Annotated in this window: 22 protein-coding genes, 9 tRNA genes, 1 rRNA gene and 2 pseudogenes; 28 read left to right on the forward strand and 6 right to left on the reverse strand. The window is 37.4% G+C overall.

All coding sequences use genetic code 11. The features are described 5' to 3' along the window. Window positions 1–7 precede the first annotated feature (7 nt). The 12 genes and pseudogenes from rrf to AC3ANV_RS01620 all read left to right on the forward strand — a co-directional run. Window positions 8–123: ribosomal RNA gene (gene rrf / locus AC3ANV_RS01565) — 5S ribosomal RNA — on the forward strand. A gap of 42 nt (window positions 124–165) precedes the next feature. After that, a tRNA-Glu gene (locus tag AC3ANV_RS01570) sits at window positions 166–240 on the forward strand. 39 nt (window positions 241–279) lie between these two features. Further along, window positions 280–355, forward strand: a tRNA-Val gene (locus AC3ANV_RS01575). A gap of 46 nt (window positions 356–401) precedes the next feature. Further along, window positions 402–477, forward strand: a tRNA-Lys gene (locus tag AC3ANV_RS01580). Window positions 478–511: 34 nt separating this feature from the next. Next, window positions 512–596: transfer RNA gene (locus tag AC3ANV_RS01585), tRNA-Leu, on the forward strand. Window positions 597–632: 36 nt separating this feature from the next. Beyond that, window positions 633–706: transfer RNA gene (locus tag AC3ANV_RS01590), tRNA-Arg, on the forward strand. Window positions 707–716: 10 nt separating this feature from the next. Continuing rightward, window positions 717–793, forward strand: a tRNA-Pro gene (locus tag AC3ANV_RS01595). Window positions 794–812: 19 nt separating this feature from the next. After that, window positions 813–885 (forward strand) — tRNA-Ala (locus AC3ANV_RS01600). A 110-nt stretch (window positions 886–995) separates the two neighbouring features. Beyond that, window positions 996–1,088, forward strand: a tRNA-Ser gene (locus AC3ANV_RS01605). A gap of 9 nt (window positions 1,089–1,097) precedes the next feature. Further along, window positions 1,098–1,171 (forward strand) — tRNA-Arg (locus AC3ANV_RS01610). Window positions 1,172–1,317: 146 nt separating this feature from the next. Then, on the forward strand, window positions 1,318–1,443 hold the full coding sequence (locus AC3ANV_RS01615) for a hypothetical protein (protein WP_488311949.1): 126 nt from the start codon (window positions 1,318–1,320) through the stop codon (window positions 1,441–1,443). Window positions 1,444–1,484: 41 nt separating this feature from the next. Beyond that, window positions 1,485–1,592, forward strand: a pseudogene (locus tag AC3ANV_RS01620) (tyrosine-type recombinase/integrase); the annotation flags it as partial. Window positions 1,593–1,795: 203 nt separating this feature from the next. Here AC3ANV_RS01620 and AC3ANV_RS01625 read toward each other — a convergent pair. Further along, a complete protein-coding gene (locus AC3ANV_RS01625) occupies window positions 1,796–2,533 on the reverse strand; it encodes an alpha-helical endospore appendage domain-containing protein (RefSeq protein WP_488311950.1) in 738 nt (245 codons plus the stop codon). A 1,407-nt stretch (window positions 2,534–3,940) separates the two neighbouring features. Here AC3ANV_RS01625 and AC3ANV_RS01630 point away from each other — a divergent pair. The 6 genes from AC3ANV_RS01630 to AC3ANV_RS01655 all read left to right on the forward strand — a co-directional run bounded on the left by AC3ANV_RS01630 (window position 3,941) and on the right by AC3ANV_RS01655 (window position 9,101). After that, entirely contained in the window at window positions 3,941–4,141 is a 201-nt protein-coding gene (locus AC3ANV_RS01630; RefSeq protein ID WP_488311951.1) for a hypothetical protein, read from the forward strand. Window positions 4,142–4,342: 201 nt separating this feature from the next. Next, on the forward strand, window positions 4,343–5,617 hold the full coding sequence (locus tag AC3ANV_RS01635; RefSeq protein WP_488311952.1) for an RNA-guided endonuclease InsQ/TnpB family protein: 1,275 nt from the start codon (window positions 4,343–4,345) through the stop codon (window positions 5,615–5,617). A gap of 463 nt (window positions 5,618–6,080) precedes the next feature. Continuing rightward, window positions 6,081–7,124: a DUF3231 family protein gene (locus AC3ANV_RS01640; protein ID WP_488311953.1), complete on the forward strand. Its 1,044-nt coding sequence runs from the start codon at window positions 6,081–6,083 to the stop codon at window positions 7,122–7,124. Window positions 7,125–7,186: 62 nt separating this feature from the next. Then, on the forward strand, window positions 7,187–7,633 hold the full coding sequence (locus AC3ANV_RS01645) for a hypothetical protein (protein ID WP_488311954.1): 447 nt from the start codon (window positions 7,187–7,189) through the stop codon (window positions 7,631–7,633). Between the two features lie 393 nt (window positions 7,634–8,026). Continuing rightward, window positions 8,027–8,626, forward strand: a complete 600-nt coding sequence (locus AC3ANV_RS01650; RefSeq protein ID WP_488311955.1) for a hypothetical protein — start codon at window positions 8,027–8,029, stop codon at window positions 8,624–8,626. 238 nt (window positions 8,627–8,864) lie between these two features. Further along, window positions 8,865–9,101: a hypothetical protein gene (locus tag AC3ANV_RS01655; protein ID WP_488311956.1), complete on the forward strand. Its 237-nt coding sequence runs from the start codon at window positions 8,865–8,867 to the stop codon at window positions 9,099–9,101. Between the two features lie 318 nt (window positions 9,102–9,419). Here AC3ANV_RS01655 and AC3ANV_RS01660 read toward each other — a convergent pair whose 3' ends face one another. Next, the gene (locus tag AC3ANV_RS01660; protein WP_488311957.1) at window positions 9,420–10,619 is read right to left on the reverse strand and encodes an MFS transporter; all 1,200 of its coding nucleotides are present in this window, start codon (window positions 10,617–10,619) and stop codon (window positions 9,420–9,422) included. Window positions 10,620–10,829: 210 nt separating this feature from the next. Between AC3ANV_RS01660 and AC3ANV_RS01665 the strand changes: the two genes are divergently transcribed. Both AC3ANV_RS01665 and AC3ANV_RS01670 read left to right on the forward strand, forming a co-directional pair. Continuing rightward, window positions 10,830–11,408: a TetR/AcrR family transcriptional regulator gene (locus tag AC3ANV_RS01665; RefSeq protein ID WP_488311958.1), complete on the forward strand. Its 579-nt coding sequence runs from the start codon at window positions 10,830–10,832 to the stop codon at window positions 11,406–11,408. 39 nt (window positions 11,409–11,447) lie between these two features. Then, on the forward strand, window positions 11,448–11,819 hold the full coding sequence (locus AC3ANV_RS01670; RefSeq protein ID WP_488311959.1) for a DUF3885 domain-containing protein: 372 nt from the start codon (window positions 11,448–11,450) through the stop codon (window positions 11,817–11,819). A gap of 2,161 nt (window positions 11,820–13,980) precedes the next feature. Here AC3ANV_RS01670 and AC3ANV_RS01675 read toward each other — a convergent pair. Then, a complete protein-coding gene (locus tag AC3ANV_RS01675) occupies window positions 13,981–14,709 on the reverse strand; it encodes a YwaF family protein (RefSeq protein WP_488311960.1) in 729 nt (242 codons plus the stop codon). A 388-nt stretch (window positions 14,710–15,097) separates the two neighbouring features. After that, complete coding sequence (locus AC3ANV_RS01680) at window positions 15,098–16,624, reverse strand: arylsulfotransferase family protein (protein ID WP_488311961.1); 1,527 nt, start codon at window positions 16,622–16,624, stop codon at window positions 15,098–15,100. Between the two features lie 213 nt (window positions 16,625–16,837). Here AC3ANV_RS01680 and AC3ANV_RS01685 point away from each other — a divergent pair, with 213 nt between their 5' ends. The 3 genes from AC3ANV_RS01685 to AC3ANV_RS01695 all read left to right on the forward strand — a co-directional run bounded on the left by AC3ANV_RS01685 (window position 16,838) and on the right by AC3ANV_RS01695 (window position 19,329). Beyond that, window positions 16,838–17,131, forward strand: a complete 294-nt coding sequence (locus tag AC3ANV_RS01685; protein WP_488311962.1) for an RNA polymerase alpha subunit C-terminal domain-containing protein — start codon at window positions 16,838–16,840, stop codon at window positions 17,129–17,131. Between the two features lie 399 nt (window positions 17,132–17,530). Next, window positions 17,531–18,937: a DJ-1/PfpI family protein gene (locus tag AC3ANV_RS01690; protein WP_488311963.1), complete on the forward strand. Its 1,407-nt coding sequence runs from the start codon at window positions 17,531–17,533 to the stop codon at window positions 18,935–18,937. A 158-nt stretch (window positions 18,938–19,095) separates the two neighbouring features. Then, entirely contained in the window at window positions 19,096–19,329 is a 234-nt protein-coding gene (locus tag AC3ANV_RS01695; protein WP_488311964.1) for a hypothetical protein, read from the forward strand. 419 nt (window positions 19,330–19,748) lie between these two features. Here the strand turns inward: AC3ANV_RS01695 and AC3ANV_RS01700 are convergent, their stop codons facing one another. Further along, the gene (locus AC3ANV_RS01700) at window positions 19,749–19,961 is read right to left on the reverse strand and encodes a hypothetical protein (protein WP_488311965.1); all 213 of its coding nucleotides are present in this window, start codon (window positions 19,959–19,961) and stop codon (window positions 19,749–19,751) included. Between the two features lie 474 nt (window positions 19,962–20,435). Further along, window positions 20,436–20,765, reverse strand: a complete 330-nt coding sequence (locus tag AC3ANV_RS01705; protein ID WP_488311966.1) for a hypothetical protein — start codon at window positions 20,763–20,765, stop codon at window positions 20,436–20,438. Window positions 20,766–21,083: 318 nt separating this feature from the next. Here AC3ANV_RS01705 and AC3ANV_RS01710 point away from each other — a divergent pair, with 318 nt between their 5' ends. The 5 genes and pseudogenes from AC3ANV_RS01710 (at window position 21,084) to AC3ANV_RS01730 (ending at window position 26,185) form a co-directional block, all read left to right on the forward strand. Further along, window positions 21,084–21,431 (forward strand): VOC family protein, encoded by a 348-nt coding sequence (locus tag AC3ANV_RS01710; protein WP_488311967.1) that lies wholly within the window; start codon window positions 21,084–21,086, stop codon window positions 21,429–21,431. Between the two features lie 374 nt (window positions 21,432–21,805). Further along, window positions 21,806–22,546, forward strand: coding sequence for an AAA family ATPase (locus AC3ANV_RS01715; protein WP_488311968.1), 741 nt, complete (start codon window positions 21,806–21,808; stop codon window positions 22,544–22,546). 246 nt (window positions 22,547–22,792) lie between these two features. Next, window positions 22,793–23,479, forward strand: a pseudogene (locus tag AC3ANV_RS01720) (LbetaH domain-containing protein). A gap of 404 nt (window positions 23,480–23,883) precedes the next feature. Beyond that, the gene (locus AC3ANV_RS01725) at window positions 23,884–25,473 is read left to right on the forward strand and encodes an ATP-binding protein (protein ID WP_488311969.1); all 1,590 of its coding nucleotides are present in this window, start codon (window positions 23,884–23,886) and stop codon (window positions 25,471–25,473) included. Between the two features lie 13 nt (window positions 25,474–25,486). Beyond that, a complete protein-coding gene (locus AC3ANV_RS01730; protein WP_488311970.1) occupies window positions 25,487–26,185 on the forward strand; it encodes a response regulator in 699 nt (232 codons plus the stop codon). The last annotated feature ends 121 nt before the right edge of the window (window positions 26,186–26,306 follow it).

Genomic DNA, 26,306 nt, shown 5'->3' on the forward strand with positions numbered 1-26,306 from the left:
TAAATAGTCTGGCAGCAATGGCGAGAAGGTCACACCCGTTCCCATACCGAACACGGAAGTTAAGCTTCTCAGCGCCGATGGTAGTTGGGACTTTGTCCCTGTGAGAGTAGGACGTTGCCAGGCTAAGCCCCTATTGGGGCTATTATTTTGTCTAATTTTATAGTCGGCCCCTTGGTCAAGCGGTTAAGACACCGCCCTTTCACGGCGGTAACACGGGTTCGAATCCCGTAGGGGTCACCAAAGTTTTTTCGCGCTAGCGAAAATAACTTTCATTATTATGGAGGATTAGCTCAGCTGGGAGAGCATCTGCCTTACAAGCAGAGGGTCGGCGGTTCGATCCCGTCATCCTCCACCATTTTTATTGCCGGTGTTAGAAAAGATTTGTGAATCATATTTAATATGAGCCATTAGCTCAGTCGGTAGAGCATCTGACTTTTAATCAGAGGGTCGAAGGTTCGAGTCCTTCATGGCTCACCAGAGTTTTTTGTGATAGCAAAATAACTTTCAATATGCGGGTGTGGCGGAATTGGCAGACGCACCAGACTTAGGATCTGGCGCCGCAAGGCGTGGGGGTTCGACTCCCTTCACCCGCACCAAAGTTTTTTGCGATAGCAAAATAATTTTTTAAATTTGCGCCCGTAGCTCAATTGGATAGAGCGTCTGACTACGGATCAGAAGGTTATGGGTTCGACTCCTTTCGGGCGCGTCATTTTAAACGGGAAGTAGCTCAGCTTGGTAGAGCACTTGGTTTGGGACCAAGGGGTCGCAGGTTCGAATCCTGTCTTCCCGACCATTCTTGAACTATTTATTATGGGGCCTTAGCTCAGCTGGGAGAGCGCCTGCTTTGCACGCAGGAGGTCAGCGGTTCGATCCCGCTAGGCTCCATTAATTTTTTGCCAAATGACGGTAGCTCAGCTGGATAGAGCAGTCTGCTTATCACCATCCGGCCGCAGGTTCGATTTCTACAAGGTCCAGCAATATTTTTTATATAATATGGAGGAATACCCAAGTCCGGCTGAAGGGATCGGTCTTGAAAACCGACAGGCGGGTTAAACCGCGCGGGGGTTCGAATCCCTCTTCCTCCGCCATACATAAATGCGCCTTTAGCTCAGCTGGATAGAGCATACGCCTTCTAAGCGTACGGTCAGAGGTTCGAATCCTCTAAGGCGCGTAATTGGAATAAACGATAAAGTCGACAGATAAGCGTTTTATGACGTTAAATGAAACGGTCAGTGTAACGGTCAAATTCGGAAATGCACCCGAAAACCACTGCACGACCGCATGATAAATTTAGCGGCATAGGAGGCTTATTTTTTTATGACGAAAAAGAAAGCGATACTTACGATTACAGAGGATTTAAGCGAATTATTTACGGAAAAATCAGACCAATCTAAGGCTCTAACGAAGGTAAAGGCAAAGGGGAAGAGTAGGTCTATTGAATAGGATACAGACCGATTGACAGATCGTCTCACTAGCGAAAAAGCGCGTTCCTTTCTCGGTGCTTCGATAACGGTTGGATAGAGCGTAAGTTTTGGCGTCCTATAAACATCAAGGTAGATAACATGGTGAAGGAAGGAGCAGCAGAGCGTGATAAAATGATTTAGCACCAATTATGTATTGGGAACAGCAAAAAATTGCAGAAGAGCATAATTCAAGGGGAGGTTTATCAAGTGGAATGGTGGATGGTGCAATACTATAAATTCTACCCTTGTCTTTTTACTTGCAACGATGATTTTTCAACGAAAAAACTGCCCAAGTAAGGACAGTTTTTCTTAACCAACATTATTGTAAGTGGCTATGTTATTGTAATAGTTTGGTTGGAAGTCACTGGAGCAATCTCATTTGCACTGGCAGTGGCCGTATTAGTGACAACTGTTCCTGATGTAACTGGAGCCGCAACTTCAAATTGTAAGATGGCTGAACTTCCTGGGGCAAATGGGGATGTTGCTGTAAAAGTTACAACTCCTGCTGCAAAAGAAGCAGTAAATCCAGGAGGAGGACTAGCAAAAGTAAAAACTGTACCTGGTGGTATTGCGTCGGTTACTGTTAAATTGGTTAACGGAACGGTTCCAGTATTTGTCACAGTGATTGTATAGTCAATTGGTCCTCCGGGTGCAACAAGAGCTGGACCAGATTTCGTAATTGTTAGGGCACCCCCAGAAGTAGCAGCGATTAAATCCAGAACGTTTTCAAATGCGAATTCAAGCAGCATTTCCTTTTTAATCACATCCCGAAGGGTCCTTTGAACACTTGCGTCGACAGCAAGAAGATTGGACAACGAAACCACTGCAGGAGAGAAGGTAGTACGTGTTGGAGTTAAAGTGCCAAGAACAAGTTGAAGTTTTTCTGCTTCTGCGTTCACTAAGTGAGCGAGAGCCAATTCCTCAAGCGCGATGGAAGCCAATAGCAATGGAATAGTCTGTGCTGTAGAAAGAGAAAATAATGGAGTCATATTAGGGATATTAGCTTGAGACACGTCCTTGGTGATGTATGAAAATAATAGCGAATAACAGCTGTACAAGCTTTTATTCACTATTATTTTTATTCAACCCTATTTTAATAGATTGTGTTTTTGTCTATTTTCCTGCAAAAACTAGCTTAAAAAGGTTTTCTCCCATTGTGTTTTAACAGTTTTGTAATATAGGAAAATGAAGAACACATTTTGGACAAAAAAATTTCTGAGCAAAGACTGTTCAGGAGGAAGTGAACAATGTCTCACCTAATCTTCCAAATATCATACCCACTATATATTATTCAAATATTGTATTCTGGTGAGGGTTTTACCCCGTAATTTGGAAATTTAGTTGCCCATTTCATATTTTCCAGAAGGGAATCGGCTGTTAAAAGGTCTTTCCCTTTTGGTAGATGATAGCCTGCACTAGTGATAGATACGTAACAAATGAAAAGACAAAAGAAAAGGTTCTCGCACAAGCATCCTACATCGTCCAATCCACAGGACAGGGTCTTCCTCCCCTGATATTTATATATTCTAAGGAATCATTCTATAGACGAATGGATTTTTACTGTGCTTCTTCAAGTATACTGCTTCGTTAGTTGAATAAAATTTTATCGTAGTTCGTACCAATGACAGACTCAGCGCCTATATTTTTGTAGCGTCCTGAAATACGCTGAAAGTTGTCTTCTTTCGTGATAGTGACGACAGTCCTCTCCTATTATGTTAAAGCGGCTCCATTTTATTGCCTGTTTGCACCTCTAAAGTGACCCGTTAACAAAAAACCCCTTTTTTATTTTTTTAAAAGAGGATCATCTAAACTAATTTAGGTGCTGTCACCACCTGCCTTTTGTCGAAGAATGATTTGACATATTTTTTACGAGTTAAGCAGCAAGATTTCCTTTATAGCGGGCAATTAGGCAAAACTAATCAAACGTTTGATTGATAAGGAAATAAGTCTAAATTGGTTGAGAAATGTCATTTTACTTAAATGAAAGGCAAGATTTGAAAGGATCCTTAAAAACTGAAGCGTTAATTGCCATTCTTTTTAGCCTTTAATACGGTAAAACCCTTTAGAATAAAGGGCTGGCAGGATATTTAATCAAAGGTTTGATTAAATGGTTTTTTTGTTGAAATTTCTCGGGAAATGTAAGGATTACAGTAGATAATGAGTTGGGCTCTAATTTGCCAATCACTAAAAACCCAACCACTAAAAATGGTTGGGTGGGAGAGAGCTTACAATATTAATAAGGGATGAGCACGGGAACAATAGTGAAATTTTATGTTTGTTAAATTGGCCAAGTCCGGTTTTGCACCTTTTTTCATCTGAGTGACCATAATTTCTGCGCCGTGTATAAAGAATGTGTTAGAATTTAATAAAATCCCTGTGTAATTAAGTGATAACTATTTTGGAAATTTCCTACAATCAGGAATTAGTCATTTTTGGGTAATTCTATACGTAAGAAATATAAAGGGGGAGTGTGGAGAATGAAACGTCACAGAACTTTTTTTATGATTGATGATTTGGTATTTGAAGTAAATAAACCGGAAATAACGCTAAAACAAATCAAAGTATCGCAGGTTAAAATAGAAAACGAGGAATATAAAGTACTCAGAAGAAAATTTAATGAAGATATTTTTCATATAGAAAAATTACCCGATGGATGGCATATAACGGAGAAAGAGTAAGCCCCTCTCAAATTGAGAAGGGCTTTTACTATGTTATTTTATATCAGAGAAAGTTTGATTTATCCTACAGTGCCTTAAAACCCCTTTCTTTAGAAATGGGGATATAAGCCATTCTTTTTTTTCTTTTTACTACCACCTTTCATTCAAGAAGTGGTAGAATATAATTATAGAACAAATGTTCCTTTTGGGGTGAGGATGGGAATGGAGCAGAACAAAAAGAACATGAAAGAGCAGAAGAAAAAAGAAGTAAAAGGTGATATCGTTATTCGGAAATTTCCGTTGCGTTTGACAGAGGAGGAGAGAAGCTTAGTCGATACTCTTCGCACGGAAGCTGCGAATCTCTGGAATGATGTTTTAGACCTTCATTGGTGGTTATATGATGTGTACAAAATATGGACCAGTGGTTCAGAAAAGAAGAAATGGTACAACGCAACCACACATACCTTACACTCTCAAACGATTCAATCCATCATCGAATTACACGAAGAAACATGTAAAAGAACAAGGGAGCTACGGGCTAAAGGCGAAAAGCAGTGGCGTTACCCTTGGAAACATAAGAAATTCTTCATCGTTAAATACAAAAAAGCGGCTATTAAAGTAAAGGAAGAAAAGCTTGTCTTTAGCAACGGCAAAAATCAACGCCCCTTAGTGATTCCTCAACCAAAGCACATTCATTTCCGTACGATAAAAAGTGCCGAAATTGTTTGGCATAAAAATCAATACTGGATGCATCTGGCAGTGGAAGTGCCTAAACAAATGCCTGTTCGCGGTGAAACTGAAGCGGGATGTGATTTAGGATTAATTCACGCAGCTGTTTTAAGTAACGGAAAAAATCACCTCATTGTAACCGGCAGGGAGCTCCGATCCTTACAACGCTATAGAAACAAAAGATTGAAAGCGTTTCAGAAACGAATTAGCCGGAAAAAACCGGGTTCGAACAAAAGACAAAAACTCATTTTACGTAAACGCCGTTTTTTAGAAAAAATGGAACGGAGAATCGAGTATCTGGTGCATTCTATATCGAAAATGGTTACTGATTGGTGTGTTGATAACCAAATTAAAACACTCTATATAGGGACACCAGATGGAGTTCAAAAGAATACAAAAAGGAAAAAGAAAACACGTAAAGAGATCCGTCAACAACTGTCCAACTGGAGTTTCGGCCAATTAATCGAAAAAATAAAATATAAATTGAAACTCCGTGATGTGACGGTCCAACTAGTGGAAGAGTCATATACTTCCGGAACATGTCCTTCATGCGGTGAGTTCCGTAAACAATGGAATCGAAACTTCCACTGTACGTGTGGGGCGAAAGGACATCGTGATATAGTTGGTGCACTGAATATTTTGGACAAGGCTAAAAATAAACAACTTACCCCAAACCGTGAATTACCTAGGATTCAAGATACAAAGTATCGCCGAGTCCTTTTAACTCCTATTGTTTCGCAAAATGGAGTGAAAAGGACAGTGGCGTAGTGCCTATGATTGGGCTGCGGTATGTGGTCTTTGCCTCATGTCGTAATGAACCGGAGAAGCAGTAAGACCCGGAAGCCCCGGCTGAAGGGCGACTTTGATGAAGGTTTAAAAAAGAATCCCCTAGATTTATCTATGGGGAGAAGTCAAAAGGATTGTAACCAAGCATTACGACCATCGATTTACTTACCCATAATAACTATGTCACGCTCATTTCCAAGTGGCATGGAACACCTCTATCTCCTCTGATTACCGATGGATCGAAAAGCAATGCCGATTGAATTGTTATTGATCAATGGGGAACAAAAAACAGATTACAAAACACTAAATTCGTTTTTTTGAAAACTTTCCAAATTAAATCGGCCGTTTATTTGAATAAAGTGAAAGGCGATTTTATGGATTAGTCTAGAATACGTTATAAATGGAGGGAAATAATAAGCAAAAAACCAAAAAGGTGGATTTTTCTATGTACACGCTTAAACCAATTAATTTAAGTTCAGAAAAATTAAGCCCAAACGCGCCAATAACATCTGTAGAATTGGCCAAACTTTGGGCTACTTTTATGGGAAACAGCATGTCAAAACGTATTCTAAGTTATTTTATGAAACATGTTGAGGACCAAGATATTAAGACATTGATTGAAAACGGAATAGGCCTATGCGAAGATTTTATGAAAACTACGGAAGGCATTTTAAAAAAGGAAAACTACCCTATTCCCGTAGGCTTTACTGAAAAGGACGTTAACCTTGAAGCTCCTCGGTTATATGAGGATGAATTTTATGTACACTATTTGAAATATGCAGCCAAGGCAGGCCTTAGCCTATATGCTGTAGCAATTCCACTAATTATGAGACAAGATATTCATGACTTTTTTACAAATTGCTCCAATTCCACAGCTTCGTTTTTAAGTCAGGTTAATACGACTTTAATCAGTAAAGGGTTCATCATAAAACCTCCTGTTCTCCCAACACCTGACAAAGTCGATTTTGTTACCAAACAAAATTTTTTTAATGGTTTTGTTGGGGATGTTAGACCACTGCATGCTTTAGAAGTCACTCATCTTTTTGATAACATTGAGAGTAATACAACTAGTAAAGCTTTGTTAGTAGGCTTCCATCAAGTAGTCAGAAGTGAAAAGGTAAAAGAATTATTTAAAAGAGGCTTAGACATTGTTGAAAAATCTATTAAGCAACATAGTGAAAAACTACATATGGATAACTTGCCAGCTCCATCACGGTTGGAACATTTAGTAACAGACTCCACCGTTTCTCCTTTTTCAGATAAAATAATGTTATGGCATAAGGTGGACATGTTTTCCATGAAGATTAGGCATTTTGCAAATTCTGTCGCAGTAAATGGAAGAAAAGATCTTGGGTTAATGTATGGTAGAAATATGATGAATGTTTTTTTATTTGCAGAAGATGGTGCAAATATATTGATCGAACATGGGTGGATGGAAGAGCCTCCAAAAGCAATTGATAGAGAACACTTAGCATCTAATAACGATTAGAATGTTAGTAAAAAAATACATTTTGTATGGAAAGTAAAATTTGATAAGAAGGTAAGAGCGATGTGAACCCAAAAGAAAAATTGTTATGGAGCATAGCTTTTCCAGGTTTCGGCCAATTACTTAATCAAAAGTTTCTCAAAGGAATTCTTTTTATCGGTTTAGAATTTGTGATTAATGTTCAATCCCATTTTAATGAACTAATCCTGTTTAGTTTTAATGGCGAAATTGGGAAAGCCATTGACTGTACTGAATATCAATGGCTTATGTTTTATCCATGTGTTTACTTTTTTGCAATGTGGGACGCTTTTAAAGATGCAGGTGGGGGCAAGGAACCATATTCCTTTTTACCATTTGTTTTTTCAGCCTATTTTGTTACTGTGGGAATTATGTTTTCTGCAAAAGTAAAAATATTTGGGATATTGTTAGGGACTGTGTGGTTTCCGATGTTATGTGTCATTCCTGGCGTTTTTATTGGGGTTACTGCTAAAAAATTATTAAGAAAAGATTGACGTTAGATCAATTTAGCGATTTGACGTTATTTTCGTAAAGGAATTAAAAAGGAAACATAAAGCGGGCGTTTCCTTATTTTAAAATAGTAATGGTAACAAATATATTTAATATCAGGTAAGATTGTGAAATATTACACTTAAACGATCGGGTGCTTATGTTGAAGATCCAGCTGCCATTTGGTGGCTTTTTCTTTATGTTAAGGGCCATTAATGGAGTAATGAAGGAATTTTTAAGAAGTAAATGGAATTGGAATAGGGTTTATTACATCAGATTTCGTTGTATGCCATTAAGTATAAAATGGGCTATCTGTTTGGGTGACAATGGTTATTGTCACTTTGAAAATATGTATGTTAAAATCATTGTTAATTTGTATGCCAAAATGTGGGGTAAAAATGAAACCGAATAAGTTGTTAAGGCTCTCTATGATCAGCAGCATATTAGTGATTCTGTATGAATTCTTTCAATGGAAGTTAGTCGATATTATAACGGAATTTTTGATGTTGCCTGTTCTTTTATTAGTGTTTGGATTTTTTATTTATATAACAGTACGAGCAATAATAACTTTGGTTAAAAATAAGGATTGGAAGCCCATTGTCATCCAAATCATCACAATCCTATTGCTATTTTTTATTCCATTCAATCAAATTGTATTGGATTTAGATTTTAAATTGAACAAATCTGAAAGAGAACGAGTAGCTAAAATGGTTAAGAACGGGGAACTCAAACCAAATGTTTCACACAATTCTTCGCTTATTCATTTACCTAAGAAATACGAACATCTATCTAGTGGCGGCGGGGAAATTGTGGTGGAGAAATTAGGTGATGTTGATGGTTATAACATTCTTTTCTATACCTATCGTGGGATATTAGATAACTTTTCAGGTTTCGTATATACATCGAATGACCAAAAACCTTCAAGGAAAGCGTTTGATGGAGACTTCAAAGAAATAGATAAGATGGAAAAGAACTGGTGCTTTGTCGGTTCTTACTAATAACAATGTTAAAACGGCGGCGAAATCGCTGCCGTTTCGTTATTCTATTTAATTACTATTTACCGTTTTTTTCACTTTGCTAAAAACTATTTTGCTCCTCTAATTCTTGAAGTAACGGGAACGTTTCTGAAATAAGTCGGAACGCTTTTTCCTTCTTCAAGTAAATGGCAGTTTTGTTGAAGTTGGAATGGTATAATTATCCTTATATAGAATCAGTATTTTGGGGGGATTTAAACTAATGAATAGTTCATCAATAAATGTAGGAGACATTATTTTTCAACTTGTTGATTTTGGTTTTTTAGCCTTAATTATAATCTTAATCGTTTCATATTTTCGGACTAATAAGAAACGTAGGAATCAACTGGACAGGATTGAAGATAAATTGAACCTTTTAACGGAGGAATTAAGAATTTTAAAAATAAATGAACCACTATGGTTTGGATTAAACCATTTAGCGTTTGTTAAATTACTTTAGTAAAATAACTGGGGTGCCATTTTTGTAGCTTTTTCACATTTTCCATATTCGACTATCGGGCGCTTTAATGGAGCAACAAAAAAAGCCTAATTTCTTAATTTTAAGAGATTGGGCTTTTAATTATAAGAATATCCTTAACGTTGTAAACGCGAATTTACAACTGGAGTAAGGCTCTCAAACGAAAAACACCGACCTGCTATAGTCGGTGTTTTGTTTACAGCGCCTGGGAGAATCGACTTCCTAACCTCATCGCTGCCTGCAATGTGCTCTCCCGCCTTTGGAAGTTTCACTGCCCTGAATGAATCATCTGTAAGGCTTTCAACGTCCTTTGTGTCTTTTTTCAGTAAGAAAGTAAAGTAAGGCTAAAAGAGGCATGACAACTCCAATTAGAGATGTGAAACTCCAGCCTCCATGGGCATAAGACCAACCGCCCAAAGAAGAGCCAATTGCTCCGCCAATGAAGAATATAGACATGAAAAGCCCGTTCAGTCGGCCTCTTGCTTCACTCCCCAATGAATAAATCGCCCGCTGTCCAAGTACAAGATTTCCCGATACGGCCGCATCCAGCATAATAGCGGCAAGAATGAGCAATATGAGAGCCGTTGTTGAATGCCCTTGAAAAAGATATGCCAGCAAAAAAGACAAGGTGGCAATAAGCATTGCCAATCCGGTCAAAAATCTGGTCCAGCCTTTATCCGCAAGTCTTCCAGCTATAGGTGCTGCTATCGCGCCTCCCATACCTACCAATGCAAACAAAGCGATGCCTTGCTGGGACATTCCGAAACCATCCACCAATCGTAAAGGAACCACAGTCCAAAACAGGCTAAAGGCTCCAAATAAACAAGCTTGATAAATACCCCGGCGGCGTAATATAGGTGTTTGTTTTAAGAGGGCGCCTAAAGAAATAATTAATTTACCGTAGTTTATGGTAGGTGAAGGTCTACGCTCAGGGAGAATACGTGACAACAGAACCGTCAATAGAGCGATAACAATCGCTGACAGAGCAAATACCGTTTGCCATCTCCAAATGCTGGTTATAAAGCTTGCCAGCGGCCTGGCAAACATAATCCCAAGTAAGAGTCCACTCATCACGTTTCCGACCACGCGGCCGCGCTGCTCTTCAGACGCTAAATGGGCGGCATAGGGAACTAGTATTTGGGCTACCACAGATCCCAGTCCAATAAACAGGGACGCAGTCAGGAAAGATAGCGCATTGTGGGCGAATGTTGCCGCAAGCAATGCACATACCACAACAATTAGCGATACTGCCACGAGGCGTCGATTTTCAAAAATGTCACTAAGCGGTACGATAAACAGCAGCCCTACAACATAACCGATTTGTGTTAAGGTGACAATTAATCCTGCTGCTGCCGAAGAAAGACCTATAGAGACACTGATAGGTCCTACCAGGGTTTGCGCATAATAAAGATTGGCAACAATAAGACCACATGCGGATGCTAACAAAAACATAATCCAGCTTGAAATGCTTTTACCCTCGATCATTTGATTCGTTTTCATTGTAATTCTCCCCCTTTTCATTTTTTATTTGTGTGGCAGAGCAAGCAATATTCAGCACTGCCATCGCAAATTAAATAATGAACGTATAGTTTAGAAATTCATATTTAAATAATATACTGAACGTTTAGTTTTGTAAATACCCATTTTTTCTTTTTGTTAAATATTTAGTATAATGAACGTATAGTTTTTATTGTAAAGGAGAGGATTCGAGTGAATGCCAAAAGAGGACGTCCACGTAATGTTGAAACGCAAAAGTCTATCCTTTCTGCTTCATATGATTTGTTGTTGGAAAATGGCCTTGGAACAGTCACTGTAGAGAAAATTGCTGAGCGGGCAGGGGTAAGTAAAGCCACCATTTATAAATGGTGGACCAACAAAGCAGACGTTGTTATGGACGGCTTTCTAGCTGCTGCTGCGGCAAGACTGCCAGTTCCCGACACGGGTTCAGTATTTAATGACATACTTATCCATGCCACTAGTTTAGCACGGTTTTTGACCAGTCGGGAAGGTAAAATCATTAAGGAGTTGATTGGTGAAGGGCAATTTGATTCACGACTGGCGGAGGCATATCGGACCAGATACTTCCACCCTCGCCGGCTTGAGGCTAAGCAGCTTTTGGAACGGGGGGTTCAGCGAGGGGAATTGAGGGAAAATCTTGATCTCGATTTAATTATTGACCTCATTTACGGACCAATTTTCTATAGATTGCTAGTGATAGGTGAAAATTTGGATGATGTCTATGTTGAAAATTTAGTGAAATATTCATTTACAGGAATTAATTCAATTTGAATAGATACCCTAATCTTACCCTTTGCTTAAATGACCAAAATGTTATTAGTTACTAATGTCTATGAATTTAAGGACTACACATTAAGAAAGGCAAAGAAAATAAAAGTATACAATCATTATATAAAAAACAATTTCATTTGCATCAAGAAACTCTACCCTATATGTTCGAAAAATGAGGAGGATGCTGATAAATATTGCACTTACCAGTTTTTGTTGTATTGTTGCAAACAAGATATTCGAAATCATTTACTGATTAAAGCTGCATGCAATGAGGACTTCCCTCCATTAAAGCCCGGATTAAATAATAAGTGTAGAACGGATTATCCAGATGTGTTTTTTATTAACACGACTAAAAATGTTATTTTCTTTATATATGACGATAGAGGTTGCGAAGTCATTGCAAAGAAGTAAAGAGACTATTAGACCAATATTCGAGAAATACAATGATTTAGTCAATGAATATGATAGTGGAAAAATAAATATGCTTTTTTGTTGAGGTATTATAGATTGTTCTTCAACGAACGGGTACGTAATAAAATTACTAAGGATCTCACTAATGAGCTCCTTCAAGTTCCTCACTCTTCCACAATCAGGCGCAAGAATTGAAAAAACGGACTGTTTCAGCAGTCCATTTTTTAGTGGTCTTTAATCAGTTAAATGGCAGGTTTGTTGAAGAAGAAAAATAAGTAAATTAGCCACATTTGGTTTAAAATGGTAATAAATATGTTTTTTTGGGGAGATAAGTTGTAAATCCAATAAATAATGCAAAGAACTTCATAGGCTTAGATAAGGCTTGGTGGTGATTCGTTTAATTCATCTAATTTTTGATTTATTTTCTTTAGTTCTAATAAAATTTCTTTATTCAATTCTTCAGACATTGGACCGTTCGTCGCAATTTTGTTATCAAAGTTATTTGAATAGCTACTTTACTTCATTTTTAAAGGAGATGTTGTAACTTGAAAAACCAAACATTGTTTGGAGTAATTTCAGCGATGATAATCGTAGCAGTTGGATCCATGTTCATAATATTGTTTCATAACTCTGGAGCCAGTTGGGGTATTATTGCAGCTATTCTAATCATAGGTGCAATATTTTTTCGATTAGGACTGATGTAATTGATTTTTATTTAAAATTTAGTAATGTGATTAAGTAATTGATTAAAGAATGTTATTAGATGCGTGGGGGCTTTTCATCAATGATAAACATAAATGGAATAGCTTACTTCTAGTATTTCATATATTAGATGAGGTACACTTTGCTGGATTTCAAAGAGAGAATGGTGCTTCATAGCGGGGATGAAGGCCACTTGACCGGTTTCCAAAGAGAGAATGGTGCTTCATAGCGAGGATGAAGGCCACTTAATGGGTTTCCAAAGAGAAATTGGTGCTTCATAGCGAGGATGAAGGCCACTTAACCGGTTTCCAAAGAGAGAATGGTGCTTCATAGCGAGGATGAAGGCCACTTAATCGATTTCCAAAGAGAGAATGGTGCTTCATAGCGAGGATGAAGGCCACTTGACCGGTTTCCAAAGAGAGAATGGTGCTTCATAGCGAGGATGAAGGCCGCTTAATCGGTTTCCAAAGAGAGATTAGTGCTTCATAGCGAGGATGAAGGCCACTTGACCGGTTTCCAAAGAGAGAATGGTGCTTCATAGCGAGGATGAAGGCCACTTGACCGGTTTCCAAAGAGAGATTGCTCCTTCATAGCGAGGATGAAGGCCACTTGACCGGTTTCCAAAGAGAGAATGGTGCTTCATAGCGAGGATGAAGGCCGCTTAATCGGTTTCCAAAGAGAGATTAGTGCTTCATAGCGGGGATGAAGGCCACTTGACCGGTTTCCAAAGAGAGAATGGTGCTTCATAGCGAGGATGAAGGCCACTTAATGGGTTTCCAAAGAGAAATTGGTGCTTCATAGCGAGGATGAAGGCCACTTGACCGGTTTCCAAAGAGAGAATGGTGCTTCATAGCGAGGATGAAGGCCACTTAATGGGTTTCCAAAGAGAGAATGGTGCTTCATAGCGAGGATGAAGGCCACTTAATGGGTTTCCAAAGAGAGATTGCTCCTTCATAGCGAGGATGAAGGCCACTTAACCGGTTTCCAAAGAGAGAATGGTGCTTCATAGCGAGGATGAAGGCCACTTAATCGATTTCCAAAGAGAGAATGGTGCTTCATAGCGAGGATGAAGGCCACTTGACCGGTTTCCAAAGAGAGAATGGTGCTTCATAGCGAGGATGAAGGCCGCTTGACCGGTTTCCAAAGAGAGAATGGTGCTTCATAGCGAGGATGAAGGCCACTTAATGGGTTTCCAAAGAGAGAATGGTGCTTCATAGCGAGGATGAAGGCCACTTGACCGGTTTCCAAAGAGAGAATGGTGCTTCATAGCGAGGATGAAGGCCACTTAATGGGTTTCCAAAGATAGATTGCTCCTTCATAGCGAGGATAAAGGCCACTTGACCGGTGGTTTCCAAAGAGAGGAGCTATTATTGAAGATCGATCGTTCTATTTAGAAAGGAGAGAAATGGAAGGGAAAGGAATTGAACGATGATTTTTATCGCTCATTATTTCCTATATTCTATTCCCTCCCATTTATTTTCCGATAAAACCAAAATGGAGAATAGAGGAGATAAAAACTAATAACAATGACCACTTCAAGTGATAAGAGGTACCATGGCCATGGTCCAAGAAAATCCAGTAGGGACGGATTTTCTGGTTTTTTCATAATGTACAGATAATTTGCGTCCACTAAGCGGTTGATGAAAAATACGCAAGCACCATAAATATTCACGATTAAAATAGTCACCCAGAGAGACCGGATTGTCGGCTGATATCTGTCAACCAGCACCATGAAGAGACAAGCGAGAAAAACTCCGCCATGAGAGATATAAAACTCAATATATCGAAAATGTGGAAACGAATAGTTACCAAGATTAGGTGTTAGCATGGCTTGAATCGTACTGCCTAATCCGGCGAAATAGATAAATTTGAACAGACTAATGTTCTTGGTTAGTAACATCACTATCGCAAGAATCACTGCCATATCGCTGAGTTGAAGAGGTAACGAAGTCCGAATTGACCAAGCATTATAATGGATCAGCCATATATGATAGGTGATTTCTGATATAACAAGAAGAATAGCCAATGAAAAACGAAAGAAATCATTCCTTTTGGGATGTCGCAATTTTTGGCGAAATACAAACAGACAAACCCCTAGTAGTCCAATAATCAATAGTGTTAGAAGGTGTTCTACTGAAAAAAGATGAAAGGGATCATTTTTATATTTCCTTTGAAAATATTTCTGCATGGTTTTACCCCATTTAGTCACATTTTTAATCTTGGAGTGGTTTTATAGGGTTTTAGACCGGATTGGCTTGAATCCAAAGGGTTCCCACTCCGATCAAAACTAGAACAATCGAATGAGCAATACGTTTGGTTCGTAAATCACTATTTGATACAACCTCCTCCTTTTTTAGTATTCGAGGTGTATTTCAATTTATTCCTTATTATTTTCCATTTCAATGACTAGAAAGAGCAGGAGTGTAATATTTAGTTATTCATCGATAGGGTGTGAATGTTGAGGAAGAGTAGATACGTTTAATAGCTGAAAGCTGCAAGTAATATTGCAGCTTTCAGCTATTAATCATATTATTTTTGTCTGAGGGATTCATTATAAAATAATGGTAAAGACTGGATTATTTTCGTTTATATCTTCTAACTTTTACATAAGCAGTCCGTGATGTACCAATGATTTTTCCAGATGAATCCAATGCATTGACCTGAAAATATGGACCTACAGATTGTACATCAATATCTGTCTCAAAGCCGGTTCGAGGGGTGTTGGATATCACTACTGACAAATTATAAGGTGTTGGACCTGCTAATACCTGCCAAGCAACAGTTTCTGTTGAACCATTCCATGATGCATAAACAGTCGCCTGATCTTCACGTAAAAGATCTACTGCAATACTAGGTGGATAAAGCGGCAAACCTACCCATTTATTCTTAAACGCCCTATAAGAAAGATTTTGATTCGGAAACTGCATATCATATAAAAAATTCAATGATGGATTTTCTTTCGTATTACCTTCATTTTTAAATTCAGAAAGATATGGTTCCTGTCCCCATCCAACAAATTGATTTCCATTCGCTAATTTTTGAACATTTCCTTGACTTGGAACATATAGCGGTGGATCGTGATAATAAGTTCGATCTACATTTGCAGTCATGTTTTTAAAATCGAGCTTAAGGATTAAACCATGTGCTTGACACTCAGGAGGAGAGCTTGACGAAGCACAACAAGCATCATCAAACATACTTATCCGATTTCCAGGTCTATGACGCGCATCATGCTGCCAAGAAAATGAAGCGTCCGGCCCTAAAGTAAAATCGCTTTTCTTTCCGCCAAGCTGCCAAATTATCTTTCCCGTTTTTTTATCAATATTATAAATGGCCCACATGTTACGCATGCTAATGAGAAGTGTATTGTCTGGACCTTCTTCAACGGAATTTACGTGGAAACAGTCCCAAATATTATTCGAGCTTGTTGCAGATGAAGCGGGTAACATTGAGTTGGCCGGATCTACGTGTTCAAGCACATTCCAAAAGAAAAGGAGCTTGCCTGTCTCAAGATCGACTTCTTGGATGGAGTAATTATCGAAATATCCATCTTTTGGTCCTCCATACGGGGATAAATCTGCAGGCACTTGTTTAACAGCAGTAAACAAAGCAGTATTTCGTTTTGTAATTGTAAACTCGTGAACATCGGAAGTGAAACCCTTTTTGGCAGTGAGTTTCTTAATAACTTCATAATTTTGATTGATAATTTGGTAATAAGCACCAGGTTCTGGATCTCCAGCCGGAAGATTAGGATTTGCTGACTGAGTTCCTGATATCGTACCTTGCCACATCGTAAGAACTGGCTGGCCGTAATAGGATTGGACTCTAAAGTCTGTATTTTGAACATATCTACTATTGAGAGGGCTAAACCAGACGGGGTTACCTGTTTGATCCATTATCAGTGAACCTGTTTGTCCAATCATAGCTGCCCCATACACAGTATATGGAGCAACAAAAATTAGGCCGGGAGCTGTTCCGGGTTTATTTACATTTATAGTAACCTTCATAGGATGTATGTTAGGGGCTGAAACAAAATTCCATACTTGTTGTTTTGAATGGTTCGTGGAATTTCCTGATGGTAAATCCTTATTAAAGTGATCCATTCTTAACCGTCATCTCCTAGCAGTGTACTAAACAAAAGTGTATAAAAAAGTATATGAATCTCGTTACATAACATCAGGAACGGGGCGAATACATATCCGATAATGCTTAGGTGATATACGTATGATGTTATTACTCCTTAATAAGTCATCTATTGAAAAATTGGCAGGAGATAGAAAGCTAAAAAAATTTCTTAAGAAAAGGAGACATTAAAAATGATAACTTCAAAGAATAATTTAAGGACTTGCAACAAAGGGCACAAATACTATAAAAGTAGCGACTGTCCGACCTGCCCGATTTGTGAGAAAGAACGCAAACCTGACAATGGATTTCTTTTACTACTTTCGGCACCGGCCAGACGGGCATTGGAAAACAATGGGATAACTACTTTGCAACAGCTATCAAAATTTAGTGAAAAAGAGATTTTGCAATTTCACGGTATGGGACCAGCTTCTTTACCTAAACTTAGGAATGCTTTGCAGACAAATGGTTTATCATTTAAAAATTAATCACTAAGAATGATTAAACTTACAGGAATGCATTTTATGACTACCGGAGCATAATTATATTCGATGTTTTCCTCAAGAAAAGGGCGCGTTACTTGAAGATCCGGCTATCATTGCCGGCTTTTTTGTTTATTCAATTAAATGGCAGTTTAGTTGAAGAGAGAGAGAAAATTCACTCCCTTTTAATTCATATTTGGCACAAAAAGCGAAGTAATTATTTATTGTTCAAGTTACGGCAGAGACTATTTCAGTCTCTGTCTTTTTTGTGGTCCGAAACCAGCTAAGTCTGGAGTCTGATATAAAAATCAAGCTCTAGCACAATTATGAAAGCTTTAGAAAAAAGGTAATATGGAATCAAGATAACAATATACCCTGATGGGGTATAAAGAGGAGGAATATAAAATGAAAAGGTTAGTAGTACGTTTAACTGTTTATGTAGTGATTTTGGTAGTGTTTGAGGGGGGGATCGGGTTCTACGGCTTTAATCGTCATCAAAAAGATTTTTACTTAAACATCCGCCATGAGCCAGTTCCTTCGCTACAAGGAGTGAAAGTCCCTCAGTATGACCCCCATAAACCTACTGTGGCAGTTGTAATGGCGGATTCATCAATACCAACTGAAGATTTCGATTTTCTCATTCCATACACACTGTTTTCTATGACGGATGCCTACAATGTATATGCTGTTGCACCGGACAAAAACATCAAGTCTTTATCAGGAGGTTTGGATGTCGTCCCACATTACTCTTATAAAGAACTGGATAACCTATTAAATAAAAGTCCAGATATTATTGTGGTCCCTTATATGCCCATAGATATACCCAAAGTAGATGAACAGAAATATCAACCAACTCGCGAATGGATTCAAAAACATTCCAGAAGTAAAACGACGACTTTTGTGAGCATTTGTGGGGGGGCGTTGAATCTTGCTGATGCCGGCTTATTAAAAGGAAAATCAGCCACTTCCCATTGGCAAGTCCTACCCATATTAATGAAGCAATATCCTGATACACATTGGAAAGAGGATGTGAGGTATGTTCAAGAAGGTAACACCTTAACCACTGCTGGTCAAAGTGCAGGTATCGATGGCGTGCTGCATCTGATAGCTCAACAGTTAGGAGAACCTATGGCAGCGAAAATTTCGAAAGAAATCAATTATCCTTCTTACCACTTCGTTCAAAATCCAAAGGTGGACCACCCTTTTTACGTGGATATAAACTTTGCAACCTATTGGCTAAATCTTGGATTCCATTGGAATAAGAAACAGATGGGTGTACTTCTGTATAAAGGTATGGAAGAATTAACTTTATCTTCTGTAATTGGTGCTTCTTATGGAGACACCGGAACGACACAGGTATTAACCATTTCAAATTCAGATGCTCCTATTGCCACTAAACATCATCTTAATATCGTGGCTCGACATCAAATTTCGAATGCACCAAAATTAGATAAAATGATTATCCCTGGTGGCAATGCTAAATCACTCGCCGAAGCAGATATAAAGCTTTGGAGTGAAAAGGGTAATGCTAAAGAAACAATTTTGATTCATAGTGATTCACCAAACAGATATGTATTTGAAGCACCATTAGAAGACTTAGCTAAACAAGAAGACCTTTTAACTGCCAAGCATGCGGTGAAACGATTTGAATATCGTGCGAATGGTATCCATCTTGAGGGCAAACCATTTCCACTTGAAACTTACGGCAATGTACTTCTAACCGGTTTACTAGCTTTGTTGGTAGCTTTCTGTATTGACAGACGATTCATTATGAAGAAAACAATTTTCAAATCGTATAAACAATTCAGTTAATCACTATCGCCTTTGGGCGGTTTTTCCCATTCTCACCATTAACGTCAGTTAGGTATCATTATAGTAAATCCTTTTTATTATTTAACTGAAGGTTGCAGGATAGTTCAATATGGATTAAGAATATTATTTTTACAATAGTTAATAAAGGGGATGGTTTGGTGGGGTTAAAAAAGTTAATCAATTTTCTAAATAAATTAGAGGATAATAATATATTTTATAAGCTAGATAAAGTTAGGAATGAAGCTATTAAGGTTGAAGTAGCTGTTCCTGGTCAGCGTTGGGAAATTGAATTTATGGAAGATGGTACAGTTGAAATTGAAAAATTCATAAGTGATGGAGACTGTCATGATGATAAAGAGTTAGAGACATTATTTAATGATTTCAGTGATTAGCAAGTAAGTTATTAGGCTAACTGGGTGCTTGAGTTAATGTTCAAAATGAGTTGCTACGGCAGCTCTTTTTTCAATTGCTTCTTCAACTAAAGTGGCAGTTTAGATTAAGTGAAATTATTCACAATCTTATAACTTCACCAATTAATAAAAGTTCTATCGATGGCTCTTTCTCTTTTGATAATAGTTTTTATCCACGAATTTAAATAAAGAAATTTTAGTAGCATAACACTAAAATTGCAAACCTTATTAAAATGAATCGAGACAATCTTAATACCGTTGCAAAAATTATAGGTGATTCATTAAAATAATAGATGACTTTTCTACCTATTTGTAAGTAAGGGGAAAAATAGTGTTAAAATAAAAAACTTGACCCAAAAGGGTCAGCATTCAATGTCTTTTGGGTCAAACTAAATACGAAATTACCACCAAAAGAATGGAAAACAACAGCAAAATGGAACGAAGCAGCAACTTAAAAAACCAAATCCATAACCGTCAGAAGGATTAGATTCGAGAATTTCCATTCCATCTTTTCTTACTTTTACGACTGTGCCTACTGCCCATTCTCCGTTATCTTTTTTAAAACGAACCAATTCCCCTTCTAAGTGAAGAGCACGTTCATAATTTAATTCCACTTTAGAGTCCCTCCTTTCAATTAGAACTTACTATAATATATGGAAAATAGTATTAATTGTAGGAGTAATTGTCCTATATAAAAATAATATTTATTGGTTTATAGGGATTATTACAGGGGAGGAATCTTAATGGACAAGGTCTTTCACCTAAATGCATTGATGAATATCTTTACTAGTTTTTTTAAAATGGTTTTTAGGTAGTTGGTTTCTTTTTTCTCTTAAATAGCTGATTTTTCAGTTCTTAATTTTAAAATAAGTTTGTGAAGAATTGTACTTATGCTAACGGGTGCAAGAGTTAAAGTTCCAGCTGCCATTTTTGGTGGCTTTCTTCTTGTTGCAACGGGGAATGAAAGAAGTGTAGATTGTATGGGTTTTCTACGCTTAAATATTGTAAAATTTCATCTTTTCGTTTAAGTACTTGGGTTTTTGCATAAGTAGAATTTGGGGGAATTAATGATTATATGTGGCAAAAACTTAGTGTATACCCACGAATCTTTTATGTTCCATAATAACAAGCTGAATAAATTTTTCACGCTCCTCTTCACTACTATTGAGAATTTTAATATTTTCAGGCTTCCGTAAGAAGTGCTTAACCTTCTTGTTATGCCAAATGATGTAATTGTATCGAACATCTTTATTCAGGTTGGAGAACCATTCTTCTTCCTTTAATTCATCTATGTTTTTTTCTAGTTTTGACATCGGAGTAGGGAAAATTGCCTCCACTAGTCCACCAATCAAATCACCAATCAAATCACCAATCAAATCACCAATCAAATCACCTAAAAAATCACTAATGATTATCATAACTACTCCTTGCCCTTAAATAGATTTTACCTAGCAATTTAATAATATTATTAGAGGGGTTGTAAGTAAACATTCGGCCTTGGAGAAAGAAATCCTCCTCACCAGGCCTTTTTTAAAAAGAAGCTTTTGTTTTGACCCCAAGATTGTGAAAAAATGTACTTACACTAACGGAGTGATAGAGCTTTGTAGATGGGTCGCAGCAGCGATTTTTTTCTTGTTCCACTAACGTTGAGTTGAAGAAGGAGCTTAACATTAAATCTCGAATATCTAATGTAATCTTTAAACTAAAAATTTAAAGAAAGACAGGAGTTAGTTGCGATGATAAAAGGTTTCGATGGAATATTTTGGAGAACTAAGAATCTTGATGTTATAAAAAAATGGTACAGTGAAGTGTTGAAGATTGAAATAGAAAATTGGAATGGGACTGTGATTAAACCCCAATTAGGAAATGAGACTATCTTTTCTTTCTTTGAAGAGAATGACAGTTATTTTCCAACAGAACAACAAGTGATGTTAAATTTTCAAGTACATAATCTAAACGAGACTATTAAGCATTTTGAACAAATTGGTGTACCTCTTGTTAAAGAAAAAGAGGTTAGTGAGTTTGGAAAGTTTATTTGGATTGAAGATCCTGAAGGTCGACTGGTCGAGCTTTGGGAGAAATAGCGAGTTGTAATTTATTTGCTATTGAGCTATCGGGTGCTTGAGCGAAACTAAGAGTCGTAGCTACGGCTCTTTTTCTTGTTTCACTAAATGGCAATTATATAGTATCATTCCTAAAAAGATAGATAGCACCTTTTATCTATGTTTACATGTAACCATAGATAAGCGTTTAAGGATTTGCCTTGGAGCCTTTGTGGGCATGATTGGTCTTGAAAGGCTGAAGCCGTTGTTTCATCAGGCATGCAAGCCTAGCATACTCACCCCTCCAAGTAAAGTCCTATGTTATATAGGAATCTCAAAAAATTATTGATTGAGAAAACATCGAACTGTTTAAGATAAGGGTTGAATTTCCTTTTCTTATAAGGGAGTGTATTTATTTGTTTTTACGTAGAATTACTCTTTTGAGAGAAGAAGTTACGGATTTTAATACGTACCCATTCACTGTTACGGCTATAAGAGGAATGGATACATTGGACTTAGATAGTGAAGTAACATTTTTTGTAGGGGAAAATGGTTCTGGAAAATCTACTTTGCTTGAGGCTATTGCGTACAAGTGTGGGTTTAATACCGCAGGTGGAGGAAGAAACAATATATTTGACGTAGATTCATCCGCAGCTGCTTTAGGAAATTACATTCGTTTGTCTTGGCTACCAAAAATCAGTCAAGGCTTCTTTTTAAGGGCTGAAAGTTTTTATCATTTTGCTTCTCATCTGGATCAACTAGCCAAGGAAGATCCGACTTTTAATTATCAAGGATATGGAGGCAGGTCATTACACCACCAGTCTCACGGAGAATCCTTTTTATCATTATTTTTAAACCGTTTTTCGGGTAAGGGCATTTATATATTAGATGAACCCGAGGCTGCATTATCGCCAGCTCGCCTATTAACATTTATGAGGGTTATTTATCAATTGGTGAGTAGTGGAAATTCTCAATTTATTATCGCCACACATTCGCCTATTCTTCTGGGGTATCCAAACGCAAAGATCTTTAGTTTTGATTCCAATGTAATTGAAAGCGTCAGATATGAAGACACAGAACATTATCAAATAACAAAGGGATTTTTAAATAGAAAGGAAAGGTACTTAGAAGAGTTGTTTTTAAATGACGAGGATTAATAAAAATATAGATTACACAACTAACTGAGTGCAAGAGTTGAAGATGGGGACCGCTGCGGCGATCCTTTTTTCTTTTTGGACTAACGGGTCAGAGTAGTGGAAGAATAGTTATCGCATTCTGTGGTTGAAATTTATTGCCTTTTTTGCAAACTGATATCCAGTCCTTTTCAAACAATTGTCCATTCCACACACAATCTTTTTGCATAATATAATTCAACGATATTAGATTGTAAAGGAGATGTTTTCTTGGGAGAAAAAAAGAAATCAAAGTCATCCTCATATAGCCCTTCAGAATGCTGTTTTGAACCATTTATCAGCCCCAACACAATTACTTCATTTAATCCCGTTCAACACTATCCTAATATTGATAAAACCTCATTTATTAGTCAGTTTTCCAGTGTAATAGGTGATGTTACCATAAGGGATAATGTTTATGTAGCGCCTAATGTAAGTATACGTGCAGATGAAGGAACCCCTTTTTATATAGGCTCTAATACAAATCTCTAGGACGGTGTAATTTTACATGGGTTATTAAATAAAAAGATTTCGGTCAGAGGAAAAAGATATTCGATATTTATTGGAAATGAAGTGACTATTGCTCATCGAGCTCTTGTCCATGGTCCTTGTTTTATTGGAGACAAGGTATTTGTTGGCTTTAGTGCCATTGTTTACAATGCAATAGTAGGCAAAGGGTCATTTATTTCTTATAATGCGGTAGTAACAAATGGCGTTCGAATCCCACCTAATAGATTCGTTCCACCTGGAGCCCATATTGACTCTCAAGAAAAAGCGGATGTACTTCCAACCGTACCAAAGGATGATAAGGAATTTGCTCATGAAGTTCAACAAGTCAATCAGGAATTCCCCGCATCTTATCACCTTTTATTTGGGGAAAATCGTTGCTCCTGTGGACTTGCCTATGAACAACACTAAAAATATATGAAAATGTTGCAGATGAAGTGTTGAAGCATCTGTACGAAGCTGAAGAACATTGGAAAAATAGCAGATTACAATACTATCCTAATTAAGCAAAGGGTACTTTTGTTTAAACTTTTGGCAGCCATTTTTCTTGTTCAACGGGGCAGTTTACTTTAAGAAGGGTTACTTTCATAAAAAGTCGAATATTATTAACTAGCTTTTATGCTAATTCCGCCATTTTGAGAACCTATTTTATGACTCCAATAACCATAGTCCTTGCGTTTTATAGTTTAGAATGGCACTTGAAAAAATGATATATTAATCTCGCACTTACAGCTCTATCGAAGAGCTGTTTTTTTTCGTTTTATGTTTTATCCAATTTGCTATACTTAAAACATAAAAAGTTGGTGATAAAACAAATGAAACTACCAAATATAAAAATGAAATTATTTACCCAGATGATATTGCTCATATCGATTGTCATTTGCGCAACTTCTATATTAGCAGCTATTTTTTTTACAAAAATAATGGATGATCTTTCAACACAATACCTAGGTCATGAAGCCATGTCTGTTGCTAAATTGGCCGCACACGAAGAAAAAATTATCCATGCCTTTGAAAGTGACAACCCTTCAAAAGAAATTCAACCAATTGCTGAAAAAATGAGGAAACTGACTGGTGCAAGTTATATCGTAATCGGAAACAAACAAGGAATTCGATATTCACATCCTAATCCAAAGTATATTGGGAAATCAATGGGTACTAGTAACGAACCTGTGTTTAAAGAGCACACTTCCGTGGTTTATTTTGGGGAAGGGATCTCGGGCCCTGCTATTAAGGCCAAAACTCCTATCATAAATGATAAAGGGGAGATCATCGGTGTTTCCTCTGTCGGCTTCTTAATGGTAGATGTAAAAAAAAGAATCTTGACCTATAAGGAAGAAATTATTGGACTTGCTTTATTGTTACTATTCATTGGAGTGATTGCAGCTTTTTTCATAGCGCGAAGAATCAAAACAAAAATGTTTGGTCTTGAACCAGAAGAGATATCCTATGTTTTTAAAGAAAAGGAAGCGATCCTGGAATCGATTCGCGATGGAATTATTGCGGTAGATAAGAATTTTCGGGTTCTCTCGATGAATAAAAGAGCACGAGAATTACTGATGCTTAACCTGCCACTGGATGATTCGATAATCCAAAATACTCGCTTAAGGGATATGATCAAAGAAGTTATTTTATCAAAAAAAGGTAGAAGCAATCAAAAGATTTTTATTGGGGATCAATTATATGTGATTGATTTTTCATTGGTTACTCAAGCGGAGCAAATTGCCAGAGTAGTCTTAACGATCCGAACAGAATTTGAAATTGAACAACTGTTTGATGAAGTATCAAAAATTAAGTCCTACTCTGAAAACATGAGGGCACTCAACCATGAATTCTTAAACAAATTAAACACGATTTACGGATTGTTAAGCATTGAAGAATACGATAAAGCAAGAGAACTTATCTCAAGTGAAGTGGAGGAACGACAAAGTACGATTGTGTTTCTGATGACAGCTGTTAAAGATCCTTTGCTTGTTGCTTGTATACTGGGTAAGATTAATCGATCAAAAGAGTTAAAAGTAGACTTAAAAATTGATCAAGAGAGCAGCTTGTCTGAAATACCTGATTCGATTGATACAAAACTGCTTGTGACCATTCTCGGCAATATTCTTGATAACGCAATGGAAGCAGCTAAAGAAAAAAATGAAAAGGGTGCAGCTGTAACCGTGTCCTTTACTGACATTGGCAAGGATATTGTGTTTGATATTCAAGACAACGGTGCAGGAATTTTAGCAGAAGAACAACAGACGATTTTCACAGAGGGATACACAACCAAATGTGGAAAAAACCGCGGCATCGGTCTGAGCATCGTCAAGAATGCTCTTGACCAATTAAATGGTCAAGTATATATTACCCACAGCTTTTTAGGTGGTGCGAAATTTACACTGGTTATCCCTAAAAAATAAAAGGAGAATCGATATGGCAGGAGACCTCATTCAAGTCATCATCGTTGAAGATGATCCCGTAGCGGCACAAGTTTACAAACAATTTACTGAAAAAATAGAGGGGTTCGATGTTTCAGCTATTGCCAATTCAGGAAATGAGGCACTTGCCTATCTAAAGACCTTTAAACCCCAATTAATTTTGCTGGATATCTATCTGCCGGACATGAATGGAATCGACTTATTACGTGAAATCAGAATGAACTACCGCGGGATTGATGTAATACCGATAAGCGCTGCCAATGATGCTGAAACGGTAACGGAAGCCATTCGCGGAGGAGTTTTTAGTTATTTAATAAAACCAATTGATGTAAAGAAATTTACAGATGAACTGACCAGATATCGGTTAACAATAAAGCAGCTTCAAAGAAAGAAAACCATGGATCAAAAAGAGATTGATACCTTTTTCTCCTTAACCGACCATTCCAGGCATAAGCATTTGGAAGAAAAACAACTCCCAAAAGGTATTGATAAATTCACGTTAATGAGGGTTCGGGACAAACTCCATTTTGAAAAAGGAAGTGTCAGTGCGGAAGAATTGGCTATTCTTCTGGGAATGACCGATTCCACTGCGCGTAAATATTTAGAGTATCTTTCCTCAATTGATGAGATGGAAGTCGATATTCAATACGGGATGGTCGGCAGGCCTGAACGAAAATATAGATGGAAAAAGTAGAGATTGGTAAAAACCAGTCTTTTTTTGTGGCCAGAAACAAAGTCTATTTTTACAATAAATGTAAAAATTAATTTAATTACGTTAATTCATTTAATTAGGTTAAGATTCTCATTTTTCTTAA

This window comes from Neobacillus sp. DFD-2R, assembly GCF_057747865.1.